Raw genomic sequence first — 20085 nt, forward strand, 5'->3', positions numbered from 1 at the left:
GTGGCGTCACCGGTTTCGATCCCGCTAACGTTTGCGTGTGCCGCTTTGCTGTCATTTGCGGCCGATTCGATCGCACTTCCGCGCGTGGGCTTGCGCCACACGCCGGTTGCGCTCGCGCTGCATATCGTTAGCGTGGTATTCGTCGCCTGCCTGATTTGCGCGCTCACTCGCCGTCCGTACTTTTCGGCGTTTATCGCCCTGGCGCTTGTCGGCCTGGTGAGCGGCGTGAGCAATGCGAAATACGCATCCTTGCGCGAGCCTTTCGTTTTTACGGATCTCAGTCTGTTCAGCCAGCTATTCGCGCATCCGCGGCTTTATTTGCCATTCCTGAGTGTGCAGACGGTGATTGCCATCGTCGCGGGTGTGCTTCTGCTGGCGGCCGGCTTTTTCCTCGATACAGCAGCGCCTGCGCGTGTGGCGGGATGCAGCGCACTGGCGGCAGCCGCCTCGCTCATCTTCGGCTACCTACTCGCCGCACGCCTGCCGCTCACGCTCGAACCACTCGAAGACCAGCGCCGTCACGGTTTTTTTGCCGTCTTCGTCGCGTATCTGCTCAACGGCATGCGTCGCGCAACGTTCCGCGGCTTCGAGCGCGCAATGCTCGCCAGCCCATTCGCGCAAGCATTCGAGCCGAAGAACCGTCCCGACATCATCATCATCCAGAGCGAATCTTTCTTCGACGCGCGCGAGTCAAGCGCCGCAATCGAACCGTCGCTCTACACGCATTTCGACGCCGCGCTGCGAGAATCGGCCACTCACGGTCAACTGGAAGTCCCCGCGTGGGGCGCCAACACCATGCGCTCCGAATTCGCGCTCCTAAGCGGCATTGCGTCGGCCAGACTCGGCTACGCGCGCTTCTATCCGTACGCCTTCGCCCGTCGCGCCTGCGCATCGCTTGCCAACTGGTTCAAAAAAGCCGGCTACGAAACCGTCGCGATCCACCCGTACTACGCCGACTTCTTCGGCCGCGAGCGCGTCTTCCCGCTGCTCGGCTTCGACCGTTTTCTCGACATCCGCGCCTTCGCCAACGCCCGGCGCGCGGGTCCGTACATTTCCGATGAAAGCGTCCTTGAGCGCATCGTCAAAGAACTCGATTCGTCGCGTTCGAAACCCGCCTTCATCTTCGCGATGACGATGGAAAACCACGGCCCTTTGCATCTGGAAACTGTAGAAAAGGGCGAATCCAGCCGTTATCACAACCTTGGGGAAGATCCGGCATACAAGGATCTCACCGCGTATCTGCGTCACATTGCGAACGCGGACGCCATGATCGGCCGGTTGCTCGCGCATCTGCGCGCGCGCCGCCGCGACACCGTGCTGTGTTTCTACGGCGATCATGTGCCCGCGTTACCGCGCGTATTCGAACGGCTCGGCACTGTACCGAGCCGCAGTCATTACTTCATCTGGCGGAATTTCGGAGATCGGCCGGCCAGGAAGCAAGACAGAGCCGTCGAGGATCTCGGCGCCGCGCTGCTCCACACGATGGAGTCGGCAGGCGGGCGTGAGGTCGCGGCGAGCGTGTCCGAGAGAACAGAGCAGCTATGAAGAACAGCAAGATCGCAATCGTCGGTATGTCGTGCCGTTTCCCGGGTGGGGTCACCGGGCCGGACGAATTCTGGAGTCTGCTCGAGAACGAGAAAGACGCCGTCACGCAGATTCCCGCCGATCGTTTCGGCACGGAGTTCTATCAGCATCCCTCGAAGCGCGAGCCCGGCAAGAGCTACACGTTCTCCGCGGGTGTGCTCGACGATGTCGCGGGTTTCGACGCGGCCTTCTTCGGCATTTCGCCGCGTGAAGCGACGCAGATGGACCCGCAGCAGCGCTTGCTGCTCGAACTCACGTGGGAAGCGTTCGAAGACGCCGGCGTGCGTCCCGAGGCGCTGCGCGGCAGCGATTGCGCGGTCTACGTGGGCGTGGCCAGCACGGACTACGGCAACCGCAATATGGACGACCTGAGCACCGTCGATCCGTATTCGGCCACCGGCAATACGCTCTCCATCGCGTCGAACCGCATTTCGTGGGTCTACGATCTGCGCGGCCCGAGCATGTCGATCGATACGGCGTGTTCGTCGTCGCTCGTCGCGCTGCATCAGGCTGTCAAGGCGCTGCAAACCGGCGACGCCAGCATGGCGCTTGCGGGCGGCGTCAATCTGCTGCTGCATCCTTACGGTTTTGTCGGTTTCTCGAAGGCGTCGATGCTGTCGCCGCGCGGCCGTTGCCGTGCGTTCGACGCGACCGGCGACGGCTATGTGCGCGCCGAAGGTGGCGCGGTCGTGGTGCTGAAGACGCTTGAGCGCGCGCTCGCGGACGGCGACACGATTCACGCGGTCATCGCGGGCAGCGGCGTCAATTCGGACGGTTTCACGCAAGGCGGCATCAGCGTTCCGGGCACGCCGACGCAGGCCGCGCTGCTGCGCGAGGTCTACGCGCGCGCGCAGATCGATCCGCGCACCGTCGATTATCTGGAAGCGCACGGCACGGGCACGGCGGTGGGCGATCCGATCGAAACGCGCGCGCTTGCCGATGTCGTCGGCGCGGGCCGCGATGCGGATTCGCCGCTGCTGATCGGCTCGGTCAAGACCAATATCGGTCACCTGGAAACGGGTTCGGGCATGGCGGGTCTGCTCAAGGCCGTGCTGTGCCTGAAGCATCGCGCGGTGCCGCGTTCGCTGCACTTCGAAAAGCCGAATCCGAATATCGATTTTGCGGGCGGTCATCTGCGCGTGGTCGAGCGTATGACGCCGATTGGCGCGCATGGTCGTGATCTGGTGGTGGGCGTCAATTCATTCGGCTTTGGCGGCACGAATGCGCACGTCGTGTTGACGCAAGCGCCTGCGCCGAAAGCCGAAGCCACGCAGACGACACAAGCAGCAGGTTTCGCGCCGCTCGTGCTTACCGCACGTTCGGAGCGCGCACTCACCACGCTCGCCGCGCGCTATCTTGCGCGCCTCGATGCAGGTCACGCGTGGGGCGCGCTCGCGGCGGCCGCCGCGCATCGTCGTCAATGGCTCGAACATCGCGCGATCATTGCGCCCGCAACCTCCGACGAAGCGCATGCCGCGCTCGCCGCGCTGGCGCATCCGGAAAACGTGGAAGCGCAGGGCGGGATCGCGCCTGCCGCACTCGTGCATGCACAAGTCGTCGCGGACGATGCGCCGATTGCGCTGGTGTTCTCGGGCAATGGCTCGCAGTGGGCGGGCATGGGCAAGCAACTGCTCGCCGAAGACGCCGTGTTCCGCGCCGCAGTCGAAGAAGTGGATGCACTCTGGTGCGCAGACGGCAGCCCGTCGCTGCAAGCCCTGCTCGCAGCGGGGGCAGACAATGAAACGCTCGCCGCCACCGAACACGCGCAGCCGCTGTTGTTTGCGATCCAGGTCGGCATTGTGCGCTCGATTGAAGCGCACGGCGTGGCCTACGATGCATGCGTTGGCCACAGCGTCGGCGAAGTCGCCGCCGCCTGGGCGTCGGGCGCGCTCACGCTCGCTGACGCCGTACAGGTCGTGAAGATCCGCAGCCGCGCCCAGGCGCTCACGCGCGGCACGGGCCGCATGGCGGCCGCTGGCATCGGCGAGGCCGAAGCGCGCGAAATGATCCTGCAGCAAGGCTTGACCGGCGACGTCGAAGTCGCGGGCATCAACAGCGTGCAGTCGGTCACGCTGGCAGGTTCGCTCGCGGGCCTCGACGTGATCGGTACGGCGCTCAAGGCCACGGGCCGCTTCTACCAGCTACTCGATCTGGACTACGCGTTCCACAGCCGTCACATGAACGCCATCGAAGCGCCGGTGCGCGAGGGCCTGGCCGATATCGCGCCGCGCGTAGCCACGCATCGTTACGTGTCGACGGTCACGGGCGCGCCGCTCGCAGGCAACGAACTCGACGCACAGTACTGGTGGCGCAATATCCGCGAGCCGGTGCGCTTTGGCGACGCCATCGCGCATCTGGTGGGCGAGGGCGTGCGCCTTTTTGTCGAAGTCGGTCCGCACTCGATTCTGCGCACTTACGTGAAGCAGACGCTCGACGCGCTCAAGGAAACTGGCGCGCCGCTGCCGACGCTCAAGCGTCAGCACGACAGCGCCGCGACGCTGCATCGCGCGGTGCTCGCCGCCGTGGCGCATGGCGCGCGCGTCGACCGCGAACGCCTCGTGCCGCGCGTCGCCGATACCGATCGGGTGACGCTGCCGGTCTACCCGTGGCAGCACGAACACTATTGGCTCGTGCCGACGATCGAAGGCTATGGCCTCGCGAACCGTCATCGCGTGCACCCGTTGCTGGGCTATCGGCTGCACGAACACGCGTTTGGCTGGGAAAACCATATCGATCCGACGCGTCTGCCGTATCTGGCCGATCACGTCGTCGATGGCGGCGTGACTTATCCTGCCGCCGGTTTCGTGGAGATGGCGCTGGCCGCTGCGCGCGTGTTCTTCGCGACCGAAACCTGCGCGCTCGAAAACGTCGAAATCCGTCAGCCGGTGGTGTTCCAGGCGAATCACGCCAAGCTGTTCCGCCTCGTGATCGATGTGCGCACGGCGGCGTTCACGATCGAAACGCGTGAGCGCATGAGCGACGACGCGTGGTCGGTCAATGTCGTGGGCCGGCTGCTCGCCAGCGGCAACACGCTCGACGCCAACACCGCGCCGGACGCGCACCTGCTGCAATCGCTGTCGACGCAACTCGCCATCGACGCGCCCACGCTCTACGCGGCCACCGAATCGATCGGCCTGACCTACGGCCCGCAATTCCGCCGCGTGCAATGCGTGCGTGCGTCGAGCGATGCGGTGCTCGCCGAACTCGCCGCGCCGCAACTTGCCGACGACGCCGATCTCGCGCGCTACAGCCTGCATCCGTCCCTGCTCGACGCGGGCTTCCACCCGCTATTCGCGCTGACGGCGGCCAATAACGGCGATCGCGCCGCGTGGCTGCCGGTGCAGTTCGGCCGCATCGACTATCTGCGCGGCGATACGATCCGCCAGGTGCTGGCCGTGGTCGAGCGCCGCAGCCCGCATTCGGTGGTCGTGTCGTTCCATTTCCTCGACAGCGCCGCGCGCGTCGTCGCACGTCTCGCGCAGTGCCGCTTCCGTCGCGTCGATCTGCAGGCGCGCCGTCACGCCGCGCCGTCGCGCTACACGTATGACCTGGAGGCGCGTCCGCTCGCGGGCGGTTTTGACGCGTCGGCGTTGCCCGCGCCCGCTGCGTTGCTGGAAGAAGCGCAGCGCGTGCTGGCGAACCAGGGCGGCCAGGACGCGCAGAAGCGCCGCTCGATGCACCTGACCGAAGTGCTGCCGCTCATCGACGTGCTCGCCAGCGGCTATGCGCTGCGCGCGTTCGAGAAGATCGGCGCGTTCCGCACGCCGGGTCTCGCGTTCGGCCCGCTGCCGGAACTGGCCGCGCGTCTGGCGTCGATGCTGGTCGAAGACGGTCTCGCGCGCTATGAGGGCGATCTGCTCGTGCGCGAGCCGGAAGCCTGCGAGGCGTTGCCGTCGATCGACGAACTCTGGCACAGCCTGCTCGAACAGTCACCCGCTCACGTCGCGGAACTGACGCTGCTCGCGCATTGCGGCGCGGCGCTGCCCGCGCTGCTCTCGGGCGAAATGGCACCCGAAAAGCTGATGTCGCCGACCAGCAAGAGTCTGGTCGAACACTTCTTCGAAGCCTCGCCGACGTGGTCGCATGTGCGTGCGTTGATCGCCGCGTTTGCTTCGCGCGCGGTGGCGTCGTGGCAAGCGCCGCGCCGTCTGCGCGTGCTGGAAATCGGCCGCTCGGATGTGGACGTGCCGCGTCCGCTCGAAGTGGCGTTGCCGCTCGCGCGCTGCGATTACGCGATTGCCTGCACCGCGCCGCAACAGGCGTCGCTGGCGGCTGAAGGCGGCCACAGCGCGCGCCTCGTCACGCTGGTCGCGGGCGATCGTCTCGCGCTTCAAGGCGACGACGACGCGCCGTATGACCTCGTGATCGCCAATTGCCTGCTGGCCGGTCAGAACGATCCGCTCGCGACGCTGACCGCGCTGCGCGGCTGGCTCGCGCCGGGCGCGTTCGTCGCACTGGCGGAGCCGCGACGCGGCCGCTTCGGCGATATCGTGTTCGGCCCGGCGCGCGCCGATGCGGCTTCGTCGCTGAATGCCGCCGATCTCGCGCGTCTGCTGGAAGCCGCCGGTTTCACCGATGTCGTGTCGTTCGCGGAGCAGGGCTACGAAATCGAAGGCACGCCCGCGATGATCGTGGCGCGCGCACCGACGCGCCAGCCGACGAATACGGCGGTCGCGGCAGAACCGGCGAAAGCGCCGTGGTTGCTCGTCCACGCCGATGAGGTGGCGGATGCTCGCGCCGCCGGCCTCGCCGATGCCCTGCGCGCACGCGGCGGCGATGTCCAACTCATCGCGCAAGCGGAAGTCGCGACCGCACTGCATGCGATCAGCGCCGCGCGCGATGGCGCGCCGCTGCATCTCGTGTTCGTCGCGCCTGACGTTGCGCTGCCCGTCGATGCCGATGGTGCAGCACTGATGCAGACCCAGCGCGCAACCTCGGTGGCGCTTGCGCGCCTCGTGCGCGAACTGGGTGCATCCGCGCTGCCCGTACAACTGAGCATCGTCACGCAGGACGGTTCGCCGTTCGCGCTCGAAGGCGACGGCAATCGCGCGCCGCGCCGCGCCGAACAGGCGACGCTGTGGGGCCTGGGCCGCGTACTCTCGAACGAACATCCGGAACTGGGCTGCCGCCTGATCGACGTATCGGCGGCCTGTGCGAACGCTCTGGAAACGCTCGCGCAGGAACTGCTGGCGGGCGATGTCGAAGAAGAAGTGCTGCTCAGCGCGCGTGGCCGCTTCGTGCCGCGCATGCTGGATGCGACGCAGGCGCAACGTCGCGCGCCGGAAAAAAGCGCAATCGCCAAAGGCTCGGTACTCGCGTTCGATACGCCGGGTTCGCTGCGCAACCTCGAATGGTTCGCACAAATCCCGCGCGCACTCGAAACCGATGAAGTCGAAATCGAACCGGTCGCCACGGGCCTGAACTTCCGCGACGTCATGTACGCGATGGGTCTGCTCTCGGACGAAGCCGTGGAAACCGGCTTCGCGGGCGCGACCGTCGGCATGGAGCTGTCGGGCCGTGTCACGCGTGTTGGCGCTGGCGTGAGCAACTTCAAGGCCGGCGACGCCGTGCTCGGTTTCGCACCGGCTTCGTTTGCGACGCGTGTTGTCACGCGGGCGGGCGCAGTCACGCGCAAACCCGCTTCGATGACGTTTGAAGAAGCCGCAACGGTGCCCACCACTTTCTTCACCGCCTGGTATGCGCTCGTCGAACTGGCGCGCGTGCGCGAAGGCGAGCGCGTGCTGGTGCACGGCGGCGCGGGCGGCGTGGGCATCGCCGCGATCCAGCTCGCTCGTCTGCTGGGCGCGGAGGTCTACGCAACCGCAGGCAGCCGCGAGAAGCGCGAATTCGTGCGCCTGCTGGGCGTCGATCGCGTGTTCGATTCGCGTAGCCTCGCGTTCGCCGATCAGGTGCGCGATGCAACCGGCGGCGCGGGCGTCGATGTGGTGCTGAATTCGCTCGCGGGCGAGGCGATGGTGCGCAGTATCGACACGCTGCGTCCGTTCGGCCGCTTTCTTGAGTTGGGCAAGCGCGACTTCTACGAGAACAGCCGTATTGGTCTGCGGCCGTTCCGCAACAACATCAGCTATTTCGGCATCGACGCCGATCAGCTCATGGGCGCGCTGCCCGAGCTGACCACGCGTCTGTTCGAAGCCGTCATGCAGCGTTTCGCCGATGGCGTGCTGCATCCGCTGCCGTATCGTCTGTTCCCGGCGGCGCGCGTGGAAGAAGCGTTCCGCTACATGCAGCAGGCGCGCCAGATCGGCAAGGTGCTGGTCGGCTATCCGGCGGGCACGCCTGCGCCGACGCGCGGCGCGACGCACGCGGCACAAGCGGCGCACGCGCTGCGCTGCGATGCGAACGGCGCGTATCTGGTGATCGGCGGCACGGGTGGTCTGGGCTTTGCGACGGCGCGCTGGATGGTGGCGCGCGGCGCGCGTCATGTGACGCTCGCCAGCCGCAGCGGCACGCTGAGCGACGCCGCACGCGCCGAAGTCGCGCGCTGGAACGACGAACACGGCGTGCAGACGCATGTGATGTCGTGCGACGTGACGAACGCCGCCGCTGTGCAGGCGCTGGTCGCGCAGATCAATGCGCGCGGCACGCCGCTCAAGGGCGTGCTGCATTCGGCCATGCATATCGACGATGGCCTCGTGCGCAATCTCGACGATGCGCGCTTCGAAGCCGTGCTCGCACCGAAGCTCGCAGGCGCGTGGAATCTGCATCGCGCGACGCTCGGTTGCGCGCTCGACTTCTTCATCGTCTATTCGTCGGCGACGACGGCGCTCGGCAATCCGGGCCAGTCGAGCTACGTGGCGGCAAACAGTTTCCTGGAGGCGCTGGTGGAAACGCGGCGCGCTACGAACCTGCCGGGCACGTTCATGGCGTGGGGCCCGCTCGACGACGTCGGCTTCCTGGCGCGCAACGAGAAGACGCGCGAGGCATTGCAATCGCGTATCGGCGGTACGTCGATCTCGTCGGAGGAGGCGCTGCTTGCGCTTGAACGCGTGCTGGTGGCGGGCGGCGCGGGCGAAGCGGTGGTGCGCCTCGACTGGCAGGCGCTCTCGCGCGGTATGCCCGCGGCCGGCGCGCGCCGTTACGCGGCGCTGCGCACGCGCAACGCAAACGAACCGGCAAGCGATGGCGGTCAGCCGTTGCGTGGCCGTATCGCAGCGCTGCCGCACGCCGAAGCGCTCGCGCTGGTCGAAGAAACGCTGCGCACGCAGATCGCGCGGATCCTGCACCTTGCGCCGGAAAAGGTGGAACTGGAGCGTTCCGTGCTCGATATGGGCATGGATTCGCTGATGGGCATGGAACTCGGCCTCGCGGTGGAAGAGGCCTTCGAGGTCAAGCTCTCGGTGATGGCGATCGCGGAGGGCGCGACGGTGCGCACGCTGGCGGCGCGCATCGTCGAATCGATCGAGGCCGACGCGGAATCCGCCGATTCGCCGCTCGAAGCCCAGGCCGACGCGCAGAGCGCCGCGCAAACCGAAGCGGCCGCGGCGCTCGCGCGCAAGCATGCGATCGAGGTCGAGCCTTCGACGTCGGCCACGCCCGCCGTCGAGGAGCTGGTCGAATGAGGGCGCCGGAAGGCTGGCGCGACACGCAAGGCACGCTCGCGCGCGAACTGACGCTGGCGGGCCACGGTCTGCACACGGGCCGCCGCGTCAACGTGCGCATCCTGCCGGTGCCCGACGCAACGGCGGCTCACGGCATCGTGTTTCGCCGCGTCGAGGCGGGCCGTGAAGTCGCCATGCTGCGCGCCGATCCCGCTTTGCGCGAGGCGCAGCCGCTTTGCACGATGCTGCGCACGCGCGATGGTGTGACGAAGGGCGAAGGCGTGCGCACGGTCGAGCATCTGCTTGCTTCGCTGCTGGTGTGCGGCATCGACCACGCCATCGTTGAACTCGACGCCGAAGAAGTGCCGATCCTCGATGGCAGTGCAGCGCCCTGGATCGACGCGATCCGCGCCTGCGGACGCACGGCGCTTGCGCAGCCGCAACGCTTTATCCGCGTGACGAAGCCGGTGGTCGTGAGCGACGGCGAGGGTTCGCAGCGCCGTGAAATGCGCATCGAGCCCTGTGAGCGTTACGAAGTCAGTGTGCGCAACGACCTCAAGGGTTTTGGCGACATGCATTGGGAAGGCGCGCTCACGCCAGACGTGTTCGCGCGCGAGATCGCGCCGTCGCGCTCGTACGGGCGCGTGAAATGGGCGCTGCCCGCCATCGCCGCGGGTTACGTGAAGCGCACGCCGATTTTGCGCGGGGCGCGGCTGTCGTGCACGGCCTCGATCGTGGGCAATCGCGTGATCGGCGGCATGCGTCTGCCGGACGAGTTCGTGCGCCATCGCGTGCTCGATCTCGTGGGCGATCTCGCGCTCGCTGGCGCGCCGCTGCTGGCGCGCGTGAGCGCATTGCGCCCGAGCCATGAAATGAACTGGCGGCTGTTGTCCGCGCTGCTCGCCGAGCGCGACGCGTGGACATGGGCCGAGTGCGACGCCTGAGCGGCGCGCACGCAAATCAAACAAGGAATCGCGCGCAGATGGGCGTAGGTGAAAAGATCCGGCAGCAACTCGCTGCCGCGGCGCTCAAGCGCCAACTGGAGCGCGTCTCGAACGAAGTGGCGCAGCCGTCGGGCGTTGTCGCGCATCAGAAAGCGACCAGCGTAGAAGGCGCATCGTTCGACGCGCGCGCGCGTTTCGAAGCCATGCCGCTTTATCAGCAGGTCAAGCTGATGAAAGAGATGGGCGAGACGCTCAAGGTGCAGTCGCCGTTTTTCCGCGTGCACGAAGGCATGGCGGGCGCGACCACGACCATTGGCGAGCGCGAGTACATCAACTACGCGAACTATAACTACCTGGGCCTAGCGTCCGATCCTGAGGTGATGGCGGCGGCGCAAGGCGCGATCACGCGCTATGGCACGTCGGTTTCTGCGAGCCGCATGGTGGCGGGCGAGCGTCCCGTGCAGCGCGATCTCGAACGCGCGCTGGCCGACTTCTACGAAGTCGACGATTGCGTCGCCTTCGTGAGCGGTCACGCGACCAATGTCACGGTGATCGGCGCGTTGTTCGGTCATGGCGATCTGATCGTGCACGACGCGCTCGCGCACAACAGCATCGTGCAGGGCGCGCAACTGAGCGGCGCGAAACGCCTCGCTTTCGCGCACAACGACTGGCAGGAACTCGACAGCCTGCTCGCACGCGTGCGCCACGAATATCGCAACGTGCTGGTGGTGATCGAAGGTCTCTACAGCATGGACGGCGACTTTCCGGAGCTTCAGCGCTTCGTCGAAATCCGTCGCCGTCACGGCGTGTTCCTGATGGTCGACGAGGCGCATTCGTTGGGCGTGCTTGGCGAAACCGGGCGCGGCATCCGCGAACATGCGGGCGTCGCGCCGCAGGACGTCGATCTGTGGATGGGCACGATGAGCAAGACGCTGGCGGGTTGCGGCGGCTTTATCGCGGGCTGCCAGCCGCTGGTCGATATGCTGCGTCATCTCGCGCCGGGCTTTCTGTATAGCGTGGGCCTTGCGCCGACGCTTGCGGCGGCGTCGCTTGCCGCGCTCGACCGCCTGCGCGCCGAGCCGCAGCGGGTTGCGTCGCTCAAGGCGCGGGGTCATCAGTTTCTGGCTGAAGCGCGCGCCGCCGGACTCGATACGGGAACGAGCGCAGGCTACGCCGTCGTGCCGGTCATCACGCGCAGTTCGCTGAAGGCCGCGCAATGGGCCAACGCGCTCTTCGACGAAGGCATCAACGTGCAGCCGATCTTCTATCCCGCGGTGGAAGAGCGCGCCGCGCGGCTGCGCTTTTTTATCTGCTCGACGCATCAGCCCGAGCAGATCACGCGCACGGTCACGGCGCTGGCGCGTCTGGCCAAGGCATAAAGGAACGTTGCGATGACAACGGTATCGACTCTCGCCGCCCAGGCCCAGACGCAGACGCTCACGTTCCGTCCCGCTCGTGCGAGCGATGCGCTGGTGTGTGCGCCGCTCGTGTTCGCATCGGGCTCGCATGAGTTTGAGTTCTTTCTGGGCGTGTCGCCGGAGCGTTGCATCACGTTTCTTGCGTTTGCGTTCGGGCTGGACGGCGGGCGCTTTTCGTGGCGTCGTCACGAAGTGGCCGTCGATCAAAACGGCGAGATCGTCGCGGTGCTGGCCGCGCACGATGGCCGCCGCATTCTCGCCGACGATCCGCATGTGGTGTTCACGCTGCTGCGTCGCTTCGGCCTGCTGCGCACCGTGCCGATGCTGCTGCGCGGCCTCGTGCTCGAAACCGAACTGCCCAAGCCGAAGCGGGCCCAGACTCTGATCGCGCACTGCGCGACACGCGAAGAATCGCGTGGCACCGGTGCGTTCAGCGCGCTGTTCACGCACGCGCTGGGTGACGCCTCGCGTGGTCTCGATACGCCCGCGCGCGAGGTCGTGCTCGACGTGCTGGTGAGCAACACGCGCGCTGCGGCGCTGTATCGGCGGCTGGGGTTTGTCGATTTGCCGCGCCGCAAGCCGCGCTCGAAGCGTTTGCCTGCGGAGCTTGAGTCGATCCGGATGCGTTTCGAGCCGCGCAAGTAGGGCGGACTAGAGGGGCGGCACGCTGCCGCGCGTGCGACGTTCCTGTAAACTTGGCGGCGCATCGCAAGCTTTCATGCTGCCTGCGCCCCCAGTCCAGCAACGCCCCGACCATGCTCCGATCCCTTGCAGCCCTGCTGATTTTCCAGTGTCTCGGCGAGAGCGTTTCCTACGTTTTCTCGCTGCCCGTTCCCGGTCCCGTCATCGGCATGCTGTTGCTGTTTGCCTTTGCGATGATGCGGCCCGCTGCCGCCTCGGCTATCGAGCCCACCGCGCTCGAACTGCTGCGCCATCTCTCGCTGCTCTTTATTCCGGCGGGCGTGGGCATCATGGTCTCCGCGCAAGCCGTGCGCGGCGAAGCGTTCGCGGTGATCGCGAGCCTCATCCTGAGCACGACGCTGGGCATTGCCGTGACCGCGCTCGTCACACGCGCATTGTTGCGTCGGCAACGAAATCGTCATGTCGAGGAGGGTGCATCGTGAATTCGCATCTGCCGCTCGACAAGCTCGACGCCATCTGGGTCTATCTCGCCGCATCGCCGCTGCTGGGGCTGACGCTCACGCTTGTGGCGTATCTGATCGCGCTGAATGTCTACGCGCGCGCGAAGCACAATCCGCTTGCGAATCCAGTTCTGATTGCTGTGGCGATTGTCGTGGTTGCGCTCAAGCTCACCGATACGCCGTATCGCGTCTATTTCGAAGGCGCGCAGTTCGTGCACTTTCTGCTCGGGCCGGCGACGGTGGCGCTTGCGCTCCCGCTTTATCGGCAATGGGACAAGTTGCGGCGGACTGCGTTGCCCTTGCTGGGCGGTCTGGTAGCGGGCTCCCTGACCGCGATTGTGTCAGCGGTTGGGGTTGCGAAATTATTGGGCGCGACGCCGCAGACCTTGGCGTCGCTTGCGCCGAAATCGGTGACCACGCCCATCGCCATGGCCGTTGCCGAAAAGGTCGGCGGCATTCCTTCGCTCACGGCGGTGCTGGTGATCTCGACGGGCGTCTTCGGCGCAGTAACGGCGCGCTGGATTCTTAACGCCGTGGGCGTGCGCGAAACCGAGGTGCGTGGCTTCGCAATTGGCGTTGCGTCGCACGGCATCGGCACGGCGCGCGCGTTTCAGGTCAGCGAGGAAATGGGCGCGTTCGCGGGGCTCGGCATGGGGCTGAATGGTGTGTTCACGGCGTTTGTGGTGCCGGTGCTGCTGCCCGTCGTGTTGCGATGGATGTAGGGTACTACTGGGGCGTACGGCGCATTTTCGCTTGCGCGAGCTAGGCCCGTTAATAAGGCCATTCTCCATTCAGCTTTGCCAATTCTGGGTGCTCGCTTTTGAGCCTGCGGTGCGCGATGCCGCCCGCTCTCCGACGCGATCTTGTAGTAGGCTTGAAGTGTGTCGAAGAGAATCGCGCGTCCATTTTGGGGCTATCTGGAAATCAACGCTGCCAAATTACTGTTGTCGTGAACGGAGAATAGCAATGGCGCTGGCCCTTTTTATACTGGCTATAACGGTGTTTTTTGGTGGGTTTGGGATGATCATGAACCATAACGGTCGCAAAGCGGATCGCAAGCGTCGCGGGCTTTCAGATTAGTTTCTAGTAACGTGGGTGATTGCGTGCGACCACTTCATATAATAGTGGCTGCACCATTCGATAGGCATTGCGTGCTTCGCTCGGTAGCTTCCGTCGCAGACGATGGGCTTTTGAAGATGGTGGCGGCGCAGCAGCAATCGTCAGAGTGAGATAGATGCCGATCAGCATGATCCGAGAGTAAGCGTTTGCCAACACGGTGTGCTTCCAATCATTGTTGTTCGTGCTCTTCAAGAACATGGCCGATGTTGCTGCACCGGCGATACCTTAACCCGCGGTAAAAAATTGGATCCCCATTATCGCCGTACGTCGTCCTGACCACAGGGGATTGGCAGAAATTATCCAACATAAGCTTTCTGCCTCCGCGTCGCACGCGCAACTGCACCGTGAGGCAGTCATACTGACCAGCGTCGATTCATGTCATTGATTTCAAAGAAATCTGGGGTGTGGGTACGTGTGTGTTGGTTGTCTCTAGCATGTGAAATTTTTGGGATGCTTCCTGTTGTTTGATTGGTTGAACCGAATGAGGAAGTGTTCGCCCCAGAAGAAGCGCTCGCGAAAAACTGCACCATTTCGCAGTAACACGTGCAGGCGCCTGCAAGCAATCATGCATGGCGCAGCAAGCGCCCGCGCACGCCGCTAGCCATACATCGGCAGGTCGGCAACGATTTCTCGAAGCTCAGCGATGAGCGACACGTCATCCAGAGCGACCATCTTGCGTCGATAACGAGACACATCCACACAGCGCCCCGAAATGCCGCTCGCCACGCGAGCTTCGCCAGCAAACGAATTCTTCAACCTAAGCATGGGCGCGTGTCCGGTCATTCAGGGCAAGTCCGGTGTTGTCGGCCGGAAGGATGTACGAGAACGGGCGTGCCAGTGTGTGCGAATGTGATCGTCGCGCCAGTGTGATGTCTTCATCCGCGCGTACCACCGGCCAAAACGCTTTTGCCGCGAGCGCAACCCGCGCATTTCGTCACGAAAAGTCAATTAAGCGCAGGCGAAAACGTTGTGGTGCCAGACTGTGGGGGGGCACGAGGTGGTCAAAATCGGCGCCGGGTCGATCCGGATTTCGGTGCGGTAGCTAACGCCAGGAGATATGTATTTTGTACATTACGTTATGGATAACTGATTAAAGTTCCATGCTAGATCCTGCATGTAGGCAGGTGACCATCACATCAAGATTCCGGCTGAGCATCGAAGGCTAAGGGCGATAAGCACGTATCTCTTGGTGGAGGATGTTTCGACGCGTTTGTGAATCTCGCCTACATGAGGCGTTCAATAGTCGTGTCCCGTGGACAAGCTCGACCCCGCAAGATGCAGCCTTGACTTTGACGAACCTTGTTAGCGGCTGGTGCTGCAAGGCTCGTGACAATAAACGCGCAGTGACCGCAGCTGCGACTTGACTTCGCTACAGGCGTGCGATCCTGAATTCATGCACCTGTGACTTTGCGCCATCGCGCTATCCATAGGTGCATGAACCTCAATAGGAGAAACAGATATGGAATACAGCCTTCTGTGCGCGCTTCTGCACGGTGATCGCTTCAACGAACCGCTTACGTGGATTTATCTAGCCGCGCTTGTCACTGTGGCGATCGCCGGATGGAAATTCGGCGAGATCACGTTTGAGCTCTCGCAACGAGTATCGGAGGGAAAACGATGAACCGTCTCGGGACGATATGGGATGACTTCAGGAGATGGCCTCACGTCGTGCAGCGAGCCGCAATTGCCCTCGCGCTTTATCTGCTATGGCTGTTTTCAGCATGGACCTACAGCGAAGGCATGCATCGTACTGCGGAGTTATTGGGCATCGTCTCTAGCTTCGGCTGCTTCTTTGCAATCGGTGGTGGTTACGTCCTGCGGGGTGCATTTTTTATCTTGGTGTGGTGGCTGCGCCTTTCCTAGGCGCCTGCCTGGTTTAGATGATGACGTGTCAGATCGCATTTACTAATCTCATACTTAAGGAATGGACATGTTTGGTCTGATAGTACTTTTCGCGCTCGGCTGTCTCGGCTACTGGCTTGGCACACGTTAGCTCGTGCCAGGCGGATAGCCGTTCGCGGCAGACGAGCTCGGTTGGCGCGCGCGTTTACATCATGTTTGGCCATGCACGCTGAATCGGGCTGCAAACGAGCATGATTCCCTTAACTCAATATCGTCGATAGACGGAGGTAAATGATGGGCTGGAGCTTCTTTGCGTTAGGTATCGCCATTGCATTCAGCGCACTCGGCATGGTCATGGATCGTAATGGCCGCAAGGCTGATCGCGAGCGTGCGCGTGGAGGTTGTTCGTGCGACCGAGAGTGATTAAGGGCGTGAAGTCGTCGCATTGGTAGTAAATTAGGTCTGCGACTATACGATTCCCATAAGACGATGGTAGTGTGGTGAACCGTAAACGGCGATTCGTTTGCTCTAAACGAACGAGAGCCGCGAAAGCTTCTGCAGCTGGTTTGAATCAAGGCCGCATCTCTTATGGTGCGGCCTTGCGCATTTCTCGCTACGCTTCAGCGGCGCTGCGTTTGTTGATACGGAATACGGGCGGTTGGAACTCTCTGCACTCCGTGAGGTTCTGAAGAATGTGTCCTTATGGCGAGCGCGCCGGCCGAATTGTTAATATACAAATGGCGGGCGAGAAAATTGATGGCCAGCTCTGTCCGGAGTTTGTCGTCTAAGCTGCACGATTCTCACGCGCGATTCCAGCTTCGCCGACGATCAAAAAGCCGCGAACGTTTGCCAGGCAAGGTGTATTGACTACTTCAACCTCAACGCGTGGAAACGCGTGACGGATCGCTGTCGCGTAGAGCGCAGCGCCGCCGCCTGTAAGAATGATTGAGCGTACGGCGGGCAGGCGCCCAACACGACTCCGTATGTGCATGACATCGTTCGAGATGAGTGGAGCGACAAGCTTGACGTACGGCGCGAGATCGATGGTCTTGTCATAACAGACGAACCGGGTGTTGTCGCGGAGTGCCTTGTCGATACCCTCAATGTCGTACACGTTTTCACCTTCGTCGCGCGCAATAAGGTCGGCAATGCGCTGGTAAATTTGCCATGTGCCGCCGACCATGCCACCACTAAGGCGGTCGTTAAGTTTGAGGCCGTCGGCGTAGAGCCAATCCGTTGTGAAGTAGCCTATGTCGACGACCAGGTGAGCATCGTCGTGCTGAACGCTGCCACCGCTGTAGCCCATCACAAGTTCGAGAGAGCCGAGGGGCTGGGGAATGACTACGACCTTTCCGATCTCGACGCAGCCATGGCCGAAGTTGTGCTTCCCAACGAATCGTTCCCTTAGTGCGGCGGCATGTTTGAGTGGATTGTGACCGGCTAGACCGAGCACAAGGCGATCGATTTGCGTGACACCGGAAAAATGAATCGCGCCGAACAGCAACGCTGCGTAGTTGTCTGTCATTGGGTAGAAGTCCACCAGTAAGCGGCCTGTCCTGCCATAAGCGGCACTGGTCGGCACGTCGGGGCCAACTTCGTATCCGACACCGTCGATCGTGATAGTCACCACTTTGCGGGCTACGGGCATGTCCTCGCTGTCACCAGAAAGCGCGCGGAACGCGGTTATCGGCGCGAGTGACGGAAACATGCTTGTTGCTCCCGTCCCATTCACAGTGCGATAAGCATATTTCGTATTGCCATAGCCGACGTCGATCGCGAAAACGGGAGCTTTCATGTTGTGAATCCTTTGGAGTATTGATGAAAGGTTTGATAAATCCGAATATGGGAATGAATTTTTTCGTAGAAATATTGATGAAGAGAAAATCTATTCCGGAAAATCCAACTAGTAATGAATATCGCGCTGAGAAAGACTGTTCGGGCTTACTGTGTGTAGTCTATCGCACGCAATAAGCCATCAGAGTAGCGTAAGCTCGCGAAAACAATAGTGCTTTCGAATTTTATTTAGTCGATTAGCCATCGTATGGACATTACGGATGCAGGTCAGCTTTTCGCCATTGGCAGGATTTTGCAGGCTCCTGCGCGCGAAAAACCGGAAAGCTACCAATTTTTATGTGGCTTTCTGGATTATGAAACGATATCAATTAAAAGCATCGGCTCGAGTGCTTGACATCGGGGGCGGCGTGACAGACCATTTTGACTGAGACGGTAATCTGTGACAATGAAATAGCCTCTATCTGCAACCTGATCGTACTAAGTTTAACTAAAGGTGTTGCAAGTGATGTTTATTCGAGCTTGGTTTCTTATTTTTGAGCACTGGTAACTGAACGACCAAATGTCATCGGGCAGTTATTGTGGGAAGTTGGATCGTCGCGCTATTGCCGATGAATCGCTCCTATGATTTGGAAAATTTACATAGATAGTCCAGTATGAAATCCCAGAATAACTTGCAGTGCGAGCCGGATTTCGATCCGACTGTGCCAGAGGAAGGTGTTGTCGTTCGCGAACGGGATGATATGGACGACCTGTTTTATCATCATTTTCCATCTGATACTGATATCGCGATTACGGCACGCGAGGTCTTCCGCAATGTTGCGTCGGAAGAGTTGATTCATGACATCGTACGCTGCAGTAGCGAGATCAATGAATCGGCACGTCGCATCATGCATGAGCATATGAGTCTCGGCTTTAAGTTCGGGGAAATCATGCGCCGCGTGCATGCCGTCTATACTGAAAAATTTGGGAACAACAAGAAAACGTCTCGTCAGGCGACAGCGGCCGTGTATGCGTATATCGAAAAACTTCACAGGATTTCAAACTCGAAGGTTCGGATGCATTTGAAAGCCTATGCCAAGTTTCACGGCAATGCGGAGGCAGTCGAATTCCTGCGGCAGACGGACATGCAGGAGCTTCTCCCGAAGGACATCGATGACGAAATCGTTAATGCGGTCATCGAGAAACGCAAAGCTAATGAGAAACTGTCCACACGCGATGTGAGAGCTCTTATTGCTGCATACCGGCAGGTTCGGGATGAACTCAGCGCCACCCGAGAGCAGGTCGAAACAGTTAGCAACGAGACGGCAACGTTGACCTCGCGTTACGACGTCAGCCAAGAAGCGGAAAAGCGACTTGGCAGTGAAGTGCGCCGGATGCGGCTCCAGCAGTCCGAGGAACGCGAGGCGATTCACCGCTTAAGTAACGAACTGTCACTCATCAGCGGCGCACGGAACGCCCTTTACCAGCAACTCAGCGAGACTGAGCGTGAGCGCGACGTTGCCCTCGGCGAATTATCGGAAATGCGTAAGCAAGCACAGAGGTGGAAACACAGTGCGACGAGTCTGAACCGAACGCGCTTCAATGAAAACGTTAGCAACTGCGCGGACGTGAACGAGCTTGACGAGAAGATCCAGACGCAGAAGGCAGAGGTGACCGCGAGCGCTGTGAAGCAGGGGGAGACCAAAGCATTTCTCGATACTTGCATCGGCGTTGGCGACCAGATGAACGCGCTGGTGGCTGATTTTTGCGCTTTTGCACAGCGATACCATCGTGTGAAGCTGCTAAGTACCGCAGAAGGTAATCCTGAGCGATACAAACCCGTCTATGACGTGCTCGTAGACGTCGTCGGCAAGTTCTACATGGAGATCGTGCCGCGAGGAACGTCAATTTCCACGACATGTCCGGACGATGCGCCAAGTTTCGGAGGTGTCACCTCCCACGCAAATCTCGAACCTGAGTCAGTTAGCCACAAACACGACGAACAATAACTCCGGGCGCACCGCGAATGCAATGCGCTGGTCCGTCAGCCGTGCTTGCGTGACGTAGCGGCTTTAGGCGCGTTTCGAGATGGAAAGTCCAGTTTGCTGTCACGATTAGATAGGGGCCGCGTGCGCATGCCCTGTCGTTCCACCGCCCTGTCGGGAGGATCCGCTTTCTGCGGGCGGGGAAGTCTCGTCCAAAGGTGATTTCTTTTTGAAGGCTGACGAGCGGAATCGTATTGCACGCTATCGGCTCATCTGGGGCTCAGGCATGCCTGTTTCGGTTCAAGCTTTGCGTTCTTAGTATTTGCGCAGCCAGTCGAGCTTGTAACCGACGACTTGTCGGCCGACCTTGCACGCCTTCTTCATCCTAGCTCTTGTACATCCTTCCACGTTCGTATAGATCTGGCAGGGAGGCCCCCGGTGAATCAGCCGTGCGAGGTCCTTGTAGGCAGCTTGGGGTGAGTCTCCCTTCATCGCCGTGAAAAGGGCTTAAACAAGTCTACCGGTTCTATCAGCAGTCGTTTCCGCCGAACTTTGCAGGCGCCTGCAGGCTTTTCTGCGGAATGGTGCAGCTTTTTGTACATCTTTTGATCTCTAGTTGTTCGGGGCAGTCCTCCGGGCATTGAGTTGCACAAATTTCAAACGTTCGTGTGTCGTTGTTTCGCTCTTGAATCAGCGAGTTAATACCAAAATTCTCTAAA

At 62.0% G+C, this 20085-nt stretch carries 13 protein-coding genes; 11 read left to right on the forward strand and 2 right to left on the reverse strand.

Going from position 1 to position 20085, the window contains the following annotated elements; genetic code table 11:
* The 7 genes from F3J17_RS19760 to F3J17_RS19790 all read left to right on the forward strand — a co-directional run bounded on the left by F3J17_RS19760 (nucleotide 1) and on the right by F3J17_RS19790 (nucleotide 13369).
* Entirely contained in the window at nucleotides 1–1545 is a 1545-nt protein-coding gene (locus F3J17_RS19760; protein ID WP_167062369.1) for an LTA synthase family protein, read from the forward strand.
* Nucleotides 1542–9164, forward strand: coding sequence for a type I polyketide synthase (locus tag F3J17_RS19765; protein WP_167062372.1), 7623 nt, complete (start codon nucleotides 1542–1544; stop codon nucleotides 9162–9164). The genes F3J17_RS19760 and F3J17_RS19765 overlap by 4 nt, the downstream gene beginning before the upstream one ends.
* Nucleotides 9161–10087, forward strand: coding sequence for a UDP-3-O-acyl N-acetylglycosamine deacetylase (locus F3J17_RS19770; protein ID WP_167062375.1), 927 nt, complete (start codon nucleotides 9161–9163; stop codon nucleotides 10085–10087). The genes F3J17_RS19765 and F3J17_RS19770 overlap by 4 nt, the downstream gene beginning before the upstream one ends.
* A 38-nt stretch (nucleotides 10088–10125) precedes the next feature.
* Nucleotides 10126–11466 carry an aminotransferase class I/II-fold pyridoxal phosphate-dependent enzyme gene (locus tag F3J17_RS19775; protein ID WP_167062378.1) on the forward strand — a complete coding sequence of 447 codons (1341 nt, stop codon included), beginning with the start codon at nucleotides 10126–10128 and terminating at the stop codon, nucleotides 11464–11466.
* A gap of 12 nt (nucleotides 11467–11478) precedes the next feature.
* A complete protein-coding gene (locus tag F3J17_RS19780; protein WP_167062381.1) occupies nucleotides 11479–12150 on the forward strand; it encodes a GNAT family N-acetyltransferase in 672 nt (223 codons plus the stop codon).
* A gap of 110 nt (nucleotides 12151–12260) precedes the next feature.
* Nucleotides 12261–12629 carry a CidA/LrgA family protein gene (locus tag F3J17_RS19785; RefSeq protein ID WP_167062384.1) on the forward strand — a complete coding sequence of 123 codons (369 nt, stop codon included), beginning with the start codon at nucleotides 12261–12263 and terminating at the stop codon, nucleotides 12627–12629.
* Nucleotides 12626–13369 (forward strand): LrgB family protein, encoded by a 744-nt coding sequence (locus tag F3J17_RS19790; RefSeq protein ID WP_345891220.1) that lies wholly within the window; start codon nucleotides 12626–12628, stop codon nucleotides 13367–13369. The genes F3J17_RS19785 and F3J17_RS19790 overlap by 4 nt, the downstream gene beginning before the upstream one ends.
* 994 nt (nucleotides 13370–14363) lie before the next feature.
* Here F3J17_RS19790 and F3J17_RS19795 read toward each other — a convergent pair.
* Nucleotides 14364–14531 carry a hypothetical protein gene (locus F3J17_RS19795; RefSeq protein ID WP_167062387.1) on the reverse strand — a complete coding sequence of 56 codons (168 nt, stop codon included), beginning with the start codon at nucleotides 14529–14531 and terminating at the stop codon, nucleotides 14364–14366.
* Between the two features lie 694 nt (nucleotides 14532–15225).
* On the opposite strand from F3J17_RS19795, the gene F3J17_RS19800 reads away from it, so the two are divergent.
* Together F3J17_RS19800 and F3J17_RS19805 are read left to right on the forward strand one after the other, a co-directional pair.
* Entirely contained in the window at nucleotides 15226–15387 is a 162-nt protein-coding gene (locus F3J17_RS19800) for a hypothetical protein (RefSeq protein WP_167062390.1), read from the forward strand.
* Complete coding sequence (locus F3J17_RS19805; RefSeq protein ID WP_167062393.1) at nucleotides 15384–15629, forward strand: hypothetical protein; 246 nt, start codon at nucleotides 15384–15386, stop codon at nucleotides 15627–15629. Before F3J17_RS19800 ends, F3J17_RS19805 begins: the two co-directional genes overlap by 4 nt.
* A gap of 763 nt (nucleotides 15630–16392) precedes the next feature.
* Here the strand turns inward: F3J17_RS19805 and F3J17_RS19810 are convergent.
* Nucleotides 16393–17403 (reverse strand): PRTRC system protein D, encoded by a 1011-nt coding sequence (locus F3J17_RS19810; RefSeq protein ID WP_167062396.1) that lies wholly within the window; start codon nucleotides 17401–17403, stop codon nucleotides 16393–16395.
* Between the two features lie 246 nt (nucleotides 17404–17649).
* Here F3J17_RS19810 and F3J17_RS19815 point away from each other — a divergent pair, with 246 nt between their 5' ends.
* Together F3J17_RS19815 and F3J17_RS19820 are read left to right on the forward strand one after the other, a co-directional pair.
* Nucleotides 17650–17796: a hypothetical protein gene (locus F3J17_RS19815; RefSeq protein ID WP_167062398.1), complete on the forward strand. Its 147-nt coding sequence runs from the start codon at nucleotides 17650–17652 to the stop codon at nucleotides 17794–17796.
* 259 nt (nucleotides 17797–18055) lie between these two features.
* Complete coding sequence (locus F3J17_RS19820; protein ID WP_167062401.1) at nucleotides 18056–19390, forward strand: hypothetical protein; 1335 nt, start codon at nucleotides 18056–18058, stop codon at nucleotides 19388–19390.
* The last annotated feature ends 695 nt before the right edge of the window (nucleotides 19391–20085 follow it).

It is taken from the genome of Burkholderia sp. Ax-1719, from assembly GCF_011753055.1.
Taxonomy (GTDB): domain Bacteria; phylum Pseudomonadota; class Gammaproteobacteria; order Burkholderiales; family Burkholderiaceae; genus Paraburkholderia.